Source organism: Bradyrhizobium sp. USDA 327, assembly GCF_041262065.1.
GTDB classification, from domain to species: Bacteria; Pseudomonadota; Alphaproteobacteria; order Rhizobiales; family Xanthobacteraceae; genus Bradyrhizobium; species Bradyrhizobium liaoningense.
Genome location: NZ_JBGCCW010000001.1, coordinates 3,294,371 through 3,309,721 on the forward strand (window position 1 = coordinate 3,294,371; position 15,351 = coordinate 3,309,721).

The 15,351-nt window shown below is 64.9% G+C and carries 11 protein-coding genes; 3 read left to right on the forward strand and 8 right to left on the reverse strand.

What is annotated here, in order from left to right; translation table 11 throughout:
• Positions 1-9: 9 nt before the first annotated feature.
• The 5 genes from ABIA42_RS15185 to ABIA42_RS15205 all read right to left on the reverse strand — a co-directional run bounded on the left by ABIA42_RS15185 (position 10) and on the right by ABIA42_RS15205 (position 6,636).
• The gene (locus ABIA42_RS15185; RefSeq protein ID WP_028179491.1) at positions 10-849 is read right to left on the reverse strand and encodes a ScpA family protein; all 840 of its coding nucleotides are present in this window, start codon (positions 847-849) and stop codon (positions 10-12) included.
• A complete protein-coding gene (gene nagZ, locus ABIA42_RS15190) occupies positions 846-1,874 on the reverse strand; it encodes a beta-N-acetylhexosaminidase (RefSeq protein WP_370112667.1) in 1,029 nt (342 codons plus the stop codon). Before nagZ ends, ABIA42_RS15185 begins: the two co-directional genes overlap by 4 nt.
• Positions 1,875-1,920: 46 nt before the next feature.
• The gene (locus ABIA42_RS15195) at positions 1,921-3,498 is read right to left on the reverse strand and encodes an SPOR domain-containing protein (RefSeq protein WP_370112665.1); all 1,578 of its coding nucleotides are present in this window, start codon (positions 3,496-3,498) and stop codon (positions 1,921-1,923) included.
• Between the two features lie 141 nt (positions 3,499-3,639).
• Positions 3,640-5,430 carry an arginine--tRNA ligase gene (gene argS / locus ABIA42_RS15200; protein WP_370112663.1) on the reverse strand — a complete coding sequence of 597 codons (1,791 nt, stop codon included), beginning with the start codon at positions 5,428-5,430 and terminating at the stop codon, positions 3,640-3,642.
• Between the two features lie 9 nt (positions 5,431-5,439).
• Positions 5,440-6,636, reverse strand: a complete 1,197-nt coding sequence (locus ABIA42_RS15205) for a deoxyguanosinetriphosphate triphosphohydrolase (protein ID WP_271528212.1) — start codon at positions 6,634-6,636, stop codon at positions 5,440-5,442.
• A gap of 122 nt (positions 6,637-6,758) precedes the next feature.
• On the opposite strand from ABIA42_RS15205, the gene erpA reads away from it, so the two are divergent.
• Both erpA and ABIA42_RS15215 read left to right on the forward strand, forming a co-directional pair.
• Positions 6,759-7,088: an iron-sulfur cluster insertion protein ErpA gene (gene erpA, locus ABIA42_RS15210; RefSeq protein ID WP_024342679.1), complete on the forward strand. Its 330-nt coding sequence runs from the start codon at positions 6,759-6,761 to the stop codon at positions 7,086-7,088.
• Between the two features lie 251 nt (positions 7,089-7,339).
• Positions 7,340-8,469 (forward strand): IS3-like element ISRj2 family transposase gene (locus ABIA42_RS15215; RefSeq protein WP_109866565.1). Its coding sequence is split into 2 segments (ribosomal slippage): positions 7,340-7,592 and positions 7,592-8,469, totalling 1,131 coding nucleotides; the frame shifts between segments, so codons are not numbered across the junction.
• Positions 8,470-8,504: 35 nt separating this feature from the next.
• Here ABIA42_RS15215 and ABIA42_RS15220 read toward each other — a convergent pair.
• Positions 8,505-10,790 carry an ATP-binding protein gene (locus tag ABIA42_RS15220; RefSeq protein WP_370112660.1) on the reverse strand — a complete coding sequence of 762 codons (2,286 nt, stop codon included), beginning with the start codon at positions 10,788-10,790 and terminating at the stop codon, positions 8,505-8,507.
• Positions 10,791-10,923: 133 nt separating this feature from the next.
• Between ABIA42_RS15220 and xth the strand changes: the two genes are divergently transcribed.
• Positions 10,924-11,721 carry an exodeoxyribonuclease III gene (gene xth, locus ABIA42_RS15225; protein ID WP_035679920.1) on the forward strand — a complete coding sequence of 266 codons (798 nt, stop codon included), beginning with the start codon at positions 10,924-10,926 and terminating at the stop codon, positions 11,719-11,721.
• A gap of 60 nt (positions 11,722-11,781) precedes the next feature.
• On the opposite strand, the gene ABIA42_RS15230 is transcribed toward xth, so the two are convergent.
• Both ABIA42_RS15230 and ilvD read right to left on the reverse strand, forming a co-directional pair.
• The gene (locus ABIA42_RS15230; protein ID WP_370112658.1) at positions 11,782-12,609 is read right to left on the reverse strand and encodes a tetratricopeptide repeat protein; all 828 of its coding nucleotides are present in this window, start codon (positions 12,607-12,609) and stop codon (positions 11,782-11,784) included.
• Complete coding sequence (gene ilvD / locus ABIA42_RS15235) at positions 12,596-14,317, reverse strand: dihydroxy-acid dehydratase (RefSeq protein ID WP_028182308.1); 1,722 nt, start codon at positions 14,315-14,317, stop codon at positions 12,596-12,598. The genes ABIA42_RS15230 and ilvD overlap by 14 nt, the downstream gene beginning before the upstream one ends.
• Positions 14,318-15,351 lie beyond the last annotated feature (1,034 nt).

Genomic DNA, 15,351 nt, shown 5'->3' on the forward strand with positions numbered 1-15,351 from the left:
TTCTTGCACTTAAGCGACCGGCGCGTCGGGCGCAGGAGCTGCGTCCGGGACCGGTTTTGGGCGCCCCTTCCGGAAATAGATCGGCGCAAACGCCTCTTTCTGGTTCAGCTCGAGCTGACCTTCGCGCACCAACTCGAGCGCGGCGGCAAAGCTCGAGGCGAACACCGTTGCCCGCTGCGTCGGATCGGCGACATGCCGGATCAGAAAATCGTCGAGCACGCCCCAGTCGTCCTGTTCGTTGAGGCTGCCGACCAGCCGCTCCAGCGTGGCACGCGCCTCGGCGAGCGACCACACCGTGCGCTTGGCCAGATGCACGCTCGCCAGCACGCGCGACTGGCGCTGTGCGGCATAGGCGGTGAGCAGGTCGTACAGCGTCGCGGTATATTTCGGATGCTTGATCTCGGCGATCTGCTCGGGCTCGCCGCGCGGGAAGATGTCGCGCTGCAATTGCGGCCTGTTCATGAGCCGGTTGGCGGCTTCGCGTATGGCTTCCAGCCGGCGCAGGCGGTTGGCGAGCGCCGTCGCCATCTGCTCCGCGCTCGGGCCTTCCGCACTCGGCGGCTCCGGCAGTAGCAGGCGCGACTTCAGAAAGGCAAGCCAGGCCGCCATGACGAGGTAGTCGGCGGCGAGCTCGAGCCGGATCTTCCGCGCGGCCTCGATGAAGTGGAGGTACTGGTCGGCCAGCGCCAGGATCGAAATCTTGGCGAGGTCGACCTTCTGCTGCCGCGCCAATGCGAGCAAGAGGTCGAGCGGGCCCTCATAGCCCTCGACGTCCACCACCAACGCCGGCTCACCCTCGGCGAGCTCTGCGGGCCGCCCGGTTTCGAACGATAGGATTTCTGCGGTCATGCCGATGCCGTGTTTGCCCGTGCGATCAATGCGTCCAACTCCGCGCGCGCGGCCGCCCGGTCGAATGGCTGCGGCGGCTTGCGTGCGGCGAGCGCGGCTTTCGCCCGCTCCAATGCCCTGCCCGACAATTCAGGTGTCCGGCTGGCGACGTCGCGCATCTCCTCGATGTTGCCGTTGCAATGCAGGGCAACGTCGCAGCCGGCCGCGAAGATGGCGCGGGTCCGCTCGGCGATATTCCCCGACAGCGCGTTCATCGACACGTCATCACTCATTAACAAACCCTGGAACCCGATTGCGCCGCGAATCACGTCAGCAATCATTGTCGCAGATGTCGTCGCCGGATGGGCGGGGTCGACCGCGCTAAACACAACATGTGCAGTCATGGCCATCGGCAGATCCGCGAGTGACTTGAACGCGGCGAAATCGGTCCGCTCCAGCTCGTCCCGCGGCGTGTCGACCGTCGGCAGCTTGAAATGAGTATCGGCGGTGGCACGGCCATGACCGGGAATGTGCTTTAGAACCGGCAGGACACCGCCCTGCTCCAGGCCCTCGGTGACCGCACGGGCAATCGCCGCGACCTTGCCCGGATGAGTGCCATAGGCCCGGTTCCCGATGACGGCGTCGGCACCCGGCACGGGCACATCGGCCAGCGGCAGGCAATCCACGGTGATGCCGAGATCAGCGAGATCGGCTGCGATCAGGCGGGCGCTGAGGCGCGCCGCGGTGAGCCCAAGCGCCGAATCAGTGTCGTATAAGGTCGCGAATACGGCGCCCGGCGGATAGACCGGCCAGTGCGGCGGGCCCAGCCGCTGCACCCGTCCGCCCTCCTGATCGATCAGGACCGGAGCATCCGGAGCATTGGCAGCTGCCCGCAATTCCGCAACCAATGCAGTAACTTGGGCCGGTGTCGCGACGTTGCGCTTGAAGAGGATGAAGCCCCATGGGCGTTCGGCACGGATAAACTCCCGCTCGGCGGCGGTCAGTTCCGTTCCGGATACGCCGGTAATGAAGGCCCGCGTGCTCATAACGGCCGATTAACCCTGCCCCGCGAGGGGGTCAAGGAAACGGCCGTTAATTCCTCTGGATGAAGCAGGACGGCAGGCCGGCAGCCTTCAGGCTGTTGCAGGCCTGCGTCGCCTCCTCGGCCGAAGCGTAGGGACCGGCGAAGGCGCGATAGACGATCCCCTTGCCCTTGTCGGTCAGATCGACCCGCTTGATCACCGGCGAACGGGAGCCGAGCACGCTGCCGTACTTGCTCTGAAGCACTCGGTAGGACGCCGCGGCGCTGTCTTCGCTTTGCTGCGAAGACACCTGCACGATGTAGCCGCCACCGTTGCTGGCGGGGGCGATTTGCGTCGGGTTGGTGGCAGCCATCCGGTGCGCAGGCTCGGCCGTCGGTCCCGACTGCGGCGAGAGCGAAAGGGGCTGGTTGAGGCTGGCATTTGCCGAGGTTGGCGAATTGTGCGGCGCCACCGTCGCAGAGGGCGCGGCAACAGGCTTGGGCGCGGCGATCGTCGGCTTGGCGGCGGCCGATTGCGGCGCAGCGCTGTCGGTCTGGTCGCCCTTTACGGCGACGGTCCGGATCGGGCGCGGCGAATTGCTCGGCAACGTCCCATTGCTCGGGACCCCCGTGCTTGGCGGCGGAACCGAGGATGGCGAGACGCTGGCCACCGACGGCGGGTTCGCATTCTGGTTCAGTGGCGGGAACACGACACGGGGACCGCCCGCCTTGGCGTTGACGTCGACGGGCGCCTCCTCGCGCGGCACGATCTTTTCTGTGCCATCACCGCTGGCCATGCGGTCCGGCACCTTGGCCGAGGAGTCCGTCGGCGCCGGCACGATCTTGGTCGGCGTGTTGTCGGCCTTGATGATCGGCGGCTCGCCGCTGCGGGGCGAGCCGATATAGGTCTTGTAGGCGAAGGCCGCACCGGTGCCGACCACGGCGAGCGCGAGGATCGCCGCGACCGTCATCATGCCGCCGCGCTGCTTCTTCGGCTCTTCGATTTCGGCGTCGTCGGGGTAGTCGCTTTGGAACGCGTAAGGATCGTCCGGATATGCGGGATCGCGCTGATAGTCCTGCTCGCCTGTCTCCAGCCGGCCGTAGAGCGCGTCGTCGTAGCGCGACGGATCGGGCTGCGCGTACGGCTCCGGCTCGGTCTGATCCTGGTAAGCCTGGCCGTGCTGCTGGTAGGCCTGACCTTGATATGCCTGATCCTGATAAGGACCATCCTGATAGGCCTGAGCCTGATGAATATCAGGCTCAGGCCTGGCAGGCTTGGCCGAATAGCGATGCAACGGATGAACCGGGCTGACGGAGACGGGATAGTCGGGCTCTGGCGCGGGCGCCGGCTGCACGTTGGCGCGTCGCATCCATGAGGGCGGCCCGGGCGGCGGCGGGGCTTGCTCGGTGTAATCCTGTTGATCATCGTCCTGTTGATCATCGTTCTGGCGATAATCGTCCGGACGACTGCTCCGGGCCGGCGCTGCCGGCGGGCGCGCGGTCGGCCGGCCCTGCGCTGCAAACGGATCGGTTTGTCCGATCAGACGGGCGAGCTCGGCCAAGGGATCATTTTCCGCCTTCCCATGCTGATCGCCACCGCGACCATAGTCATCGGAAGGAAACGGTCTGTCCTGATATCGTTCGGCCATCGTAATGATGCGTCCCTTCGGGAAAGCCGCGCGCCCCTCGACCAAGGCGCGGCTTTCGACCCACAAGGCTTTCAACCAAGTCTAAGCGATCCGGCTTCTGCCGGTTACCCCCCGAGTTCCCCTTAAGTAGTTCGCCCCAAACTACCGCATCTCGTCCGGGGCATGGACGCCGAGGATGGCGAGGCCCGATGCCAGGACCGAGACGACGCCCTGGACCATGGCCAGTCGCGCCTTTGTAAGATCTGCATCATTATTGATAATGAAGCGTAAATAGGGCAAATCACGCCCCTTCGTCCAAAGTGCGTGAAATTCGCTCGCTAACTCATAGAGATAAAAGGCAATTCGATGCGGCTCGTGGGCCGCGGCGGCGGCCTCGAGCATGCGCGGATAAATTGCGAGGCGCTTGAGAAGATCGAGTTCGACCGGGTCCGACAGCCGCTCCACGGCCGACTCACTGAGCCAGGCGATCCGTTGGCCGGTATCCTCGGGCAGTTCCGGAAACACCTCGGCGCGCGCGTTGCGGAAGATCGAGTGGCCGCGGGCGTGACCGTACTGGACGTAGAACACCGGATTGTCGCGCGACTGTTCCATGACCTTGGCGAGGTCGAAGTCGAGCACCGCGTCGTTCTTCCGGTAGAGCATCATGAAGCGGACGGCGTCCTGACCGACCTCATCCACCACCTCACGCAAGGTGACGAAGTCCCCGCTTCGCTTCGACATTTTAACCGGCTCGCCGTTGCGCAAGAGCTTCACGAGCTGAACGATCTTGACGTCGAGCGCACCCTTTCCGGAGGTGGTCGCCTTTACCGCCGCCTGCATGCGCTTGATGTAGCCGCCATGGTCGGCGCCCCAGACGTCGATCATTTCGGCGAAGCCGCGGTCGAACTTGTTCTTGTGGTAGGCGATGTCGGAGGCAAAGTAGGTGTAGGAATTGTCCGACTTGATCAGGGGACGATCGACGTCGTCGCCGTAGGCGGTCGCCTTGAACAGCAGCTGCTCGCGGTCTTCCCAATCCTCGACCGGTGCGCCCTTCGGCGGCGGCAGGCGACCTTCGTAGATGTCGCCCTTGGCGCGCAGGAAATCGATGGTCTCGGCGACCTTGTTGTTACCCGCCTCGATCAGCGAGCGCTCGGAGAAGAACACGTCATGACGGATGTTGAGGGCGGCGAGATCGTCCTTGATCTCGTCCATCATCATCGCGATCGCCTTGGCCCGCACCGTCGGCAGCCACTCGGCCTCGCTCACCGCAAGGAGCTTGTCGCCATGCTCTTTCGCAAGCGCCGCCCCCACCGGCTTCAGGTAATCGCCGGGATAGAGCCCTTCCGGGATCGCGCCGATGTCCTCGCCGAGCGCCTCGCGGTACCTGAGGAACGCGGAGCGGGCCAGCACGTCGACCTGGGCGCCAGCGTCGTTGATGTAATATTCGCGCGTGACGTCGTGGCCTGCGAACTGAAGCAGGCTCGCCAGCGCGTCGCCGAACACCGCCCCGCGGCAATGGCCGACATGCATCGGCCCGGTCGGGTTGGCCGAGACGTATTCGACATTGACCTTGGAGCCGCCGCGGACGCGGCCGTAATCGGGACCATCGCGCAGCACCGTCCGCAGCGCCTCGGCCCAGGCGGCGGGCTTCAAGGTCAGATTGATGAAGCCGGGACCGGCGACGTCGACCTTGGCAATCAGCGCGTCGGCGCGCAGCCGCTCCGCGATCTGCTCGGCGAGGTCGCGCGGCTTTGCCTTTGCCTCTTTCGCAAGCACCATGGCAGCGTTGGTCGCCATGTCGCCATGGGAGGCATCGCGCGGCGGCTCGACCACCACGCGCGAGAAATCGATGCCCTCCGGCCAGCCGGCGTCCGCCGCAAGCGCGCGGCAGGCAGCGTGCACGCGCGCAAGCACGTCGGCGAACAGATGCAGGGATGAGGATGTCTGGGGCATGGCCGCCGCCTAACGCAAATCCGGGGTCGAGTCAAAGAGCCGCTGGTGCTCGGTCAGTGCGAAGCGATCCGTCATTCCGGCTATGAAATTGCCGATCCGCCGGGCGCGGTCGCCCTCGTCGTCCGCCTCCGCCCCCAGCAGCCATTCCGGCGGCAGCTCGCCGGGGGATTTCAGGTATTTTGCGAACAGGTCGAACAGGATCCGCTCCGCCTCGCCCATCACCCGCATCACCCGCTTGTGGCGGTACATGTGCTGGTACAGGAAGGCCTTGATGGCGGCCTCTTCCTCCGCGACCTCGGTGGGGAACGCGATCAGCGCCCGGCTCTGCTGGCGCACCTCCTGAGCCGATTGCGGCTTGGTGGCGGCGAGGTTCTTCTGTGCCTCCGCAAACACCGCCCCGATCAGGTGCGAGATCAGCTCGCGCACCAGTTCGGCGCCGCGCCGGACGTCTTCAAGGTCGGGATAATGCGCAGCGATCCCGGCGATGATCTCCGCGGTCAGCGGCATCACCTTGAGATCGTCGAGGTGAAACAGGCCGGCGCGCAGGCCGTCGTCGATGTCGTGCGCGTCATAGGCGATGTCGTCGGCGATCGCGGCGACCTGCGCCTCCAGTGAGGCGAAGCTCCACAGTTCGAGGTCGTAGGTCTTGATGTAGTCGGCGATGCCGACGGGAATGCCGTGCTCGCGATAGCGCCCGACCGGAGCGCCGCTGCGGTCGGTCAGCGGACCGTTGTGCTTGACGATGCCCTCCAGCGATTCCCAGGTCAGGTTGAGCCCGTCGAACTCGGGATAGCGGTGCTCGAGCGAAGCGACGACGCGGAGCGTCTGGGCGTTGTGGTCGAAGCCGCCGAATTCCTTCAGGCAGGCGTCTAGGGCCCGTTCGCCGGCATGCCCGAACGGCGGATGACCGAGATCGTGGGCGAGCGCGAGGGTTTCAGTGAGGTCCTCATCCAGCCCGAGCTGCCGGGCCAGCGCGCGGGCGATCTGCGCCACCTCCAGCGAATGGGTCAGCCGGGTGCGGTAATGGTCGCCTTCATGGAACACGAACACCTGGGTTTTGTACTTCAGGCGGCGGAAGGCGGTGGAATGGATCACCCGATCGCAATCCCGCCGGAACGGGCTGCGGGTTCGGCTCGGGGGTTCGGCGACCAGCCGGCCACGGCTGCGATCGGGATCGCAGGCATAGGGCGCGCGGGGGGCTGCCATTCCGACGGACACGGCGAATTTAGTCCCTATCCATTTGATTCTGCGTATGGTGGCACTTAACTATGTCGGGCGCGGGATACCAAATGAATTGGGTATGACTGCGGGACTATCGGAGACGAACGATGACGACTGCCGTGACCATCAGCGACCGGGCCGCACGCCGGATTGGGGAGATCCTCAAGGGCGAAGGTTCTGGCGCGATGCTGCGCATCTCCGTCGAGGGCGGCGGCTGCTCCGGCTTCCAGTACAAGTTCGACATCGACCGTGCCCGCACCGACGACGATCTCGTGATCGAGCAGGACAATGCGGTGGTGCTGGTCGATTCCGCCTCCCAGCCCTTCCTGGCGGGATCGCAGGTCGATTTCGTCGACGATCTGATCGGCGCCTCGTTCCGCGTCAACAATCCCAATGCCACAGCGTCCTGCGGCTGCGGGACCAGCTTCTCGGTCTGACCGGCTACGCGCCCGTTATCTGCCTTTCCTCCTCCGTCCACTCCACCTCGACCGGCGTCAGGTCCGGCTGGAGCGGTGCGTCCTCCGACATGACATGGCCGTTCAGCGCACGCAGGAGTGCCGCGACCAGCGCTGGCTTGCGCAGCGGCTTGGCGAGGAAGTCAGAGCTGGCCCCGCAAATTCGGACAGTAGCTTGAGTGGATTTTCTGCCTGACAGCGGCGAGGATTCTTGCTGCGAATCAGGAGCGAAGATGACGAAGAAGAGCCGCCGGACGCATTCTCCGGCATTCAAGGCGAAGGTTGCTTTGGCTGCGGTCAAAGGAGACAAGACACTGGCGGAGCTGGCGCAACTGTTTGATGTTCATCCGAACCAGATCACGATCTGGAAAAACCAGCTCCTGGAAGGCGCCGCCGGCGTGTTTGGGCATGACAAGACATCGGCCGAGACGCCGGTCGATTTGAAGGCGTTGCATGCCAAGATCGGCGAGCTGGCGTTGGAAAACGATTTTTTGTCCGGCGCGCTCACCAAGGCGGGCCTGCTGAGCGCAAAGCGATGATCGACCGCGGTCATGATCTTTCTATCGTGCGCCAGGCGAAGGTCCTGAAGCTGGCTCGCAGCACGGTCTACTATGAACCTCGGCCAGTTTCGGCCGAGGACCTTGCCTTGATGCGTCGGCTCGATGAGCTGCATCTCGATTATCCCTTCGCGGGAGCGCGTATGCTGCGATCGTTGCTGCGGCGGGAGGGGGTATACGCCGGTCGCCGCCACATCGCGACGCTGATGAAGCGCATGGGGATCGAGGCGGTCTATCGTCGCCCGAACACGAGCAAGCCGGCTCCGGGTCACAAGATCTACCCGTACCTGTTGCGCGGATTGAAGATCGAGCGGCCCGACCATGCGTGGGCAATGGACATCACCTACATTCCGATGCGGCGTGGCTTCGTCTATCTCGCGGCGGTCGTCGATGTGTTCAGCCGACGGGTCCTGGCCCATCGCGTCTCGATCACAATGGAGGCGGCCTTCTGCGTCGAAGCGGTCCAGGAGGCGTTGGCGAAGCACGGCAGGCCCGCGATTTTCAACACGGACCAGGGCAGCCAGTTCACCAGCCTCGAGTTCACCGATGTGCTGCTGGACGCGAAGATCGCCATCAGCATGGATGGCAAGGGCGCCTGGCGCGACAACGTGTTTGTCGAGCGGCTCTGGCGCACGGTCAAATACGAAGAAGTTTATCTCCGCGCCTACGACAGCGTGTCCGAGGCGCGAGCGTCAATTGCCAAGTATCTGGCCTTCTACAATCAGGGACGCCCTCACTCGAGCCTTGACGGGCGCACGCCCGACGAGGCTTACTTCGGCACGCAAGCTATGGTGATGGCCGCATGACCGTCGCCGACGATTTTGTCGTCGCTCTGGTCGGGCTACGCCCTCCCGACGCAACGACAAAATCGTAAAGCCCCGCGTTCAGCATAACCCGGCAGGAATCCACTTAAATCCAGCGGGGCGCTGTCCAAACAACCGGGGCCAGCTCTGTCCGACATACCGGCCTCGCGGCAGACCTTGATGTCCTCGGGGAAGGCATTGGCGGTGAGCGCGATGATCGGCAAGGCTTCGAGGCGTCCGCCTTGCGCGCGGATCGTGCGGGTGGCCGCAAGTCCATCCATGTCGGGCATGCGCACGTCCATCAGCACGACGTCGTAATTGCCCTCGGATGCCGCCGCGACGGCCTCGGCGCCGTCGGCGACGACGCGCAGCTCGACGTCGAAGGATCCCAACATCTTGCTCACGACCATGCGGTTGACGGCATCGTCCTCCGCGACCAGCACCTTCAGCGGCCGGTCGAGGCCGGCAATGCGGGCTTTGAGATCGTCGGCCTCGTCGCGGCCGCCTGCCTGATCGGACGTCTGCGCCTGGCTCCAGGGCAGCACCAGCGTGAAACGGAAGGTCGAGCCTTGGCCCGGCGTCGAGGTGACTCCGATGGTGCCGCCCATCTGCTCGATGATGCGCCGTGAGATCGCAAGGCCGAGGCCGGTGCCGCCGAAGCGACGGCTGATCGAGGCATCGGCTTGCGCGAAGTCGCTGAAGAGCTGGCCGAGCTTTTCGGGGGCGATGCCGATGCCGCTGTCGGTCACCGTCCATTCGACGGTCGCCAGCAGATCGCGTCGCGCCTGGCAGGTGACCGAAATCGTCACCTCGCCTTGGTCGGTGAACTTCACCGCATTGGACGCGAGGTTGAGCAGCACCTGGCGGATGCGTGCGACGTCGCCGCGCAGGGTCGGCGGCAGGTTCGGATCGAGTTCGACCTTGACCGTCAACCCCCTGTTTTTGGCGCTCGCGCGAATGACGGTCGCGACCGCCTCGACCAGCGCCTGCGGGGCGAAGTCGATCACCTCGAAGGTGAAGCGCCCGGCCTCGAGCTTGGACAAGTCGAGAATGTCGTTGAGGATGCGCTGGAGATTGTCGCCGGAGTCGCGGATCGTGGTGACGGCTTCGCGCTGCTCCGCATCGAGCTGGGTTTCGAGCAGCATGCTGGCAAGCCCGAGCACGCCGTTCATAGGCGTGCGGATCTCGTGGCTCATCACCGCGAGGAAGTCCGACTTGGCGCGGCTCTCGGCCTCGGCCTTTTCCGCGCGCCAGCGCTCGGTCACGTCGCGCCCGAAGCCGCGATAGCCGAGGAAATGTCCCTCGCGGTCATAGGCGGGCTTCGCCGTCAGCGACCACAGCCGCGCCTCGCCGCCGGCAACGACCTTGAGGTTCATCTCGTGCAAGGGCTCGTTCTGCTCCATCAGGCCGACAACGTTGTAGGCTGCACTCTTGTCCTCCGGGCAGAGCATGTCGAGCACGTCGGCGAAATGCGATCCCTTCAGCAGCGGAAGCGGCAGCTGCGCTACGTCCGCGAAGCGTTGGGGCACGTCGATCAGATGCCCGTCGGCGTCGGTCTGCCACAGCCAGTCGCTGGCGTTCTCCTGAAAGTCCTTCAGCAGCAGCGAGATGATCTCGGTCTGGCGCTCGAGCTCGAGCTGGGCCTTGAGATTGCCGAGGAACAGATTGCCCTGCGAGACGATGTTGCGCGCCATGAAGAATGCGAACAGCAGCAGGAACACCGAGGTCACGAGATAGGGCCCGGTCCCGCACAGCAGCAGCGCGCCGGCGCAGGCGACGGTCATGGTCGCGAGATAGATGAGGCCCGCACGCGGAAAGGTCGAGAGCGTGAAGGCGCCGCCCGACATCATGCCGACCATCAGGCAGGCCAGGATGAGCTGACTGGTCGGCTCGATGCGGCTGAACAGCGCGAGCGGCAGCGTGCCCCAGATCGCGGCGAGGAAGAATGCCTGCCGCAGCATCTGGCGCGCCGCGCGGGGCGAAGCCTCTTGCGGCGGGTTCTGATGCGACCGCTGCCAGGAGCGCACCGCGAGTGAGGCGGTGACAGCGAGCGTCAGGCCCCAGATCGCGAGGAAGTCGTTCCAGCCCCTGCCCCAGAACAGGATCAGCACGATGGCGACGTTCAGCATCGTCACCGCCATCGTCACCGGCATCAGCCGCGTCACAGCGTCGATCTGCTTGGCGCGGATGCGGCGGATCTCGCGCTCGCTGAGATCGGCCGTCAGGCCGTCCTCGATCTCGAAGCCGCCGAGCCAATACAGGAATGCGCCGATCAGGCCGTCACGCGGCTCAGTTCGCTTCATCGACTTGTCCGGCCAACCCATCCGCGGAACCTTTCGACGATCAATGGCCCGCCGCCTGCTTAGACCAGGTTAATTTTGTGGGAGATTTTGCGGCGTCCTTGACGGGCGCGTTTGCAGTTTGTTCTAACCATGGCCCCGCCCGGAGCCCCTCCCCATGTCCATCAGAGTAGCCACCTGGAACGTGAACTCGGTCCGGCAGCGGATCGATCTCCTGCTGACCTGGCTGAAGGAGTGCCAGCCCGACATCGTCTGCCTCCAGGAGATCAAATGCGTCGACGAGGCCTTTCCGCGGCTGGAGATCGAGGCGCTGGGCTACAACGTCGTCACCCATGGGCAGAAGACGTTCAACGGCGTCGCCCTGCTCTCGAAGCTGCGATTCGACGAGACCAAGTCGGGGCTTGCCGGCGACGACGAGGATACGCATGCCCGCTTCCTCGAGGGCGTGGTCACGCTCAAGCGCGGAGTGCTGCGCATCGCCTGCCTTTATCTGCCCAATGGCAACCCGGTCGGGAGCGACAAATATCCCTACAAGCTCAAATGGATGTCCCGGCTTCTTGAATATTCGAAGGAGCGCCTCAAGGCTGAGGAGCCGCTGATCCTCGCGGGCGATTTCAACGTCATCCCGCACGCCCGCGACGTGCACAATCCGGCCGCCTGGACCGAGGACGCCCTGTTCAAGACGGAGACGCGCGAAAGCTTCCAGTCCCTGCTCGGCCTTGGCCTGACCGACGCCTTGCGCGCCGTCACCGATGAGCCCGGGCTCTACACCTTCTGGGACTACCAAGCCGGGGCCTGGCAGAAGAACCAGGGCCTGCGCATCGACCACCTGCTGCTGTCGCCGCAGGCCAGCGACCGGCTCGCCAATGTCGGCATCGACAGCTATGTGCGCGGCTGGGAGAAGCCGTCGGACCACGTCCCGGTGTGGGCGGATCTGGATCTCGACGCAGCGTGAGCGCCGATCGGGCGGTGGGCACGGCGCCAAGGCGCCTTTGCCCATCCTACGGGACCTCACCTAGTCCCGGCGGCCCTGCACCCACTGCTCCAGCATCTGCAGGCACATGGCGCGGTCGTCGTCGGAGGCCTTGGCGAAGGCGCGGTTGTAGCTTTCCTTGATCCAGGTCTCCTCGGCGCCGGCGCTGTCGCGCGCCAGGGTCAGCCACATCAAGCCGCGCGCGGCCTGGCGCGGCAGGCGGTCGCCGTTGAACAGCATCTGGCCGAGCAGCGCCTGCGCCTGGTGCTGGCCCTTCTGCGCGGCGAGGCCGAGCCAGCGCGCGCCATAGCGGAAATCCTCGCGCGAGGCGTCCGGGGTCTTCAGGTACAGCCGCGCGAGATCGTATTGCGCGTCGGCGTTGCCGAAATAGGAGGCCGCATAGGAGAACATCTCCCGTGCCCGCTCCGGGTCCGACTTGATCTTCGAGTTCGGGATGCCGCTCAGATAATAGCGGCCGAGCGCGACGAAGGCGTTGGCCACGATCTGCGCCTGCGGCGCCGACGGGCTGTCCTCGGCATGCGCGTTGGCGATCCGGCTGAAATATTCGAACGCACGCAAATCGTCCTGGGCGACGCCGTCGCCGTTGGCGTACATGCGGCCGAGCTTCCACTGCGCGATGGGGTGGCCACCCTCGGCAGCATATTGCAGCGCGCTGAGCGAGGTTTCCTGGGGTGCGACTGCCGGCGGAACCTTGGTGCGCACCGCGCCTGCGGCGCTGGGCAAGGTGGTTACGACCGGGATGGCCGCGTCCTTGGGGTTGACCGGCGCGCCGTCGAAGGCGAGCGCCGGCGCGGCCAGCGCAGCCGCCCCCAACACAAACGCAACTATGGCACGCCTAGATGTCCGCATAGCACTGTTTCTCGTGCGCGCCGCCTGGATGGGTTACCGCCCCACCGACCGCCGGTCCGACCTGCTGAGCATATTTCCAGAGCACACCCGACGTATGGTTAGTCGCGCGCGCGCTCCATTTGGTTTTGCGCTGGGCGAGCTCGGCGTCGCTCAATTTTACGTTAAGGGTACCGGCGACCGCGTCGATCTCGATGATGTCGCCGTCCTCGAGCAGCCCGATCGGGCCGCCGACCGCCGCCTCCGGCCCGACATGGCCGATGCAGAAGCCGCGGGTGGCGCCGGAGAAGCGGCCGTCGGTGATGAGCGCGATCTTGCCGCCCATGCCCTGGCCGGTCAGCGCAGCTGTGGTCTGGAGCATTTCCCGCATGCCGGGGCCGCCCTTCGGCCCCTCGTAGCGGATCACGATGACTTCGCCTTCGCGGTAGGTGCGGTTCTGGACCGCCTCGAACGCATCCTCCTCACGGTCGAAGCACCTGGCCGGACCGGTAAACCTGAGGTTGGACATTCCCGCGACTTTCACGATCGCACCTTCTGGCGCCAAATTGCCCTTCAGACCGACCACACCGCCTGTCACGGTGATGGGCTTGTCTGCCGGGTGCACCACGTCCTGGTGCGGATTCCATTTCACGCTCTTGAGGTTTTCGGCGATCGTGCGGCCCGTGACGGTAAGGCAATCACCGTGCAGGAAGCCATTGTCGAGCAGCGTCTTCATCAGAAGCGGTATGCCACCTACTTCAAACATGTCTTTGGCGACATAACGGCCGCCTGGCTTCAAATCCGCGACATAAGGTGTCTTTTTGAAGATTTCAGCGACGTCGAACAGGTCGAACTTGATGCCGACCTCGTGCGCGATCGCCGGCAGGTGCAGCGCAGCATTGGTCGAGCCACCGGAGGCCGCAACCACGGCAGCCGCATTCTCCAGCGCCTTGCGGGTGACGATATCGCGCGGCCGGATGTTCTGGGCGATCAGGTCCATCACCTTCTCGCCCGCGGTCATGCAGAACGCGTCGCGAATTTCGTAGGGTGCCGGGGCACCGGCCGAGTACGGCAAAGCGAGGCCGATCGCCTCGGAGACGGTCGCCATGGTGTTGGCGGTGAACTGCGCGCCGCAAGCGCCCGCCGACGGACAGGCCACACGCTCGATCTCGTCGAGGTCCTCGTCCGACATGGCGCCGACCGAGTGCTTGCCGACCGCCTCGAACATGTCCTGCACGGTGACCTGCTGCCCGCGGAAATTGCCGGGCAGGATCGAGCCGCCATAGATGAAGATCGAGGGCACGTTGAGGCGGACCATCGCCATCATCATGCCCGGCAGCGACTTGTCGCAGCCAGCAAGGCCGACCAGCGCGTCATAGGCGTGACCGCGCACCGTCAGCTCGACCGAGTCGGCGATGCATTCCCGCGACGGCAGCGAGGAGCGCATGCCGTCATGGCCCATGGCGATGCCATCGGTGACGGTGATGGTGCAGAATTCGCGCGGCGTGCCGCCGGCCGACGCCACGCCCTTCTTCACCGCCTGGGCCTGGCGCATCAGCGCGATGTTGCAGGGAGCGGCCTCGTTCCAGCAGGAGGCGACACCGACGAAAGGCTGGTGGATCTGATCGGTGGTCAGACCCATGGCGTAGAAATAGGACCGATGGGGCGCACGCGCAGGGCCTTCCGTCACGTGACGGCTCGGCAGCCTCTGCTTGTCAATCTTTGCGACCATCGCAACCAGTTTCCCCGGCCAACCCTTTCAGACCCGAAAAATCAGAGCCAAGATTTGAATCGACCTTGGGATTTTCTCGTCGCCTTCGAAGACCGCCACTGCCCTTAAAACACTAGAGTGATTTTATTCATGTTCGGGTGTGGCCAAAAAGCGGCGACGATGCGAACCGCCGCTGATGAGGGTTAAATCCGGCGTGAGTGTTGCGGAGGCACAACAATCGTGGCGTGGAAGACACGGACAAGACTACTTTGATACCTCCACTAAGGGGGCCATCTGGCAACTTCAGATTTTGCGACGGATGCAGTGCGCCCATTTCCGCCAGCGAGAACAACGCATCCTGGCGGCTGAGTCGACTTGGGAATAGGCAGCCAATCTGCCGCGGCCACACGGTATGCGACACAACAGCATAGGCCCCGGCTCTGCAGCGCGCCGTCGAAGGGACGCTGCCCTGCGTCCGGGGCACGAGAGCTGAGTATCGCGCCGGCTCTGTCGACATCGTCATTGCGAGGAGCTCTTGCGATGAAGCAATCCAGGCTGTCGCTGAGGAAAGATTCTGGTTTGCTTCCGCCTTCGCCGAAGGCTTCGGCGGACAAGTCGCTGCGCTCGCAATGTCGGAGCAAGGGGCGGCATCGCCGCTCTTCCAACACGCATTTCAAATGGCAGACACGGCTTCGCGGTCTCGCGGCTGAATTCGCCCGAGCTTTGCTTCGTCGCTCACCCTCTCGAGCCAAGAGAGCGCAGGGAAGACCGGGTGCCGGCCGGCACCCGCGGTCCGCTGCGCGAAATGCACACGCAGGAAGAACCGCACAGCAGCATACAGGTGTAGCCAATCACTCGGCCTTCCCTGCGCGATGGTCGGACGGCTTATGCCGCGCTCTCCCGGGAGCCGAGTTCGTTCTGGCCTCCCTCACTCCCGCGAAATTCACCGGCAATCGCGCCGGTTGACGCGACTGCCGCCTCCGCAAGAGCTTGACCGTAGCAACGACGGCCAGGACCACACGGTTTTGCCGTACGCGCGGCCCGCCATTTCGCCG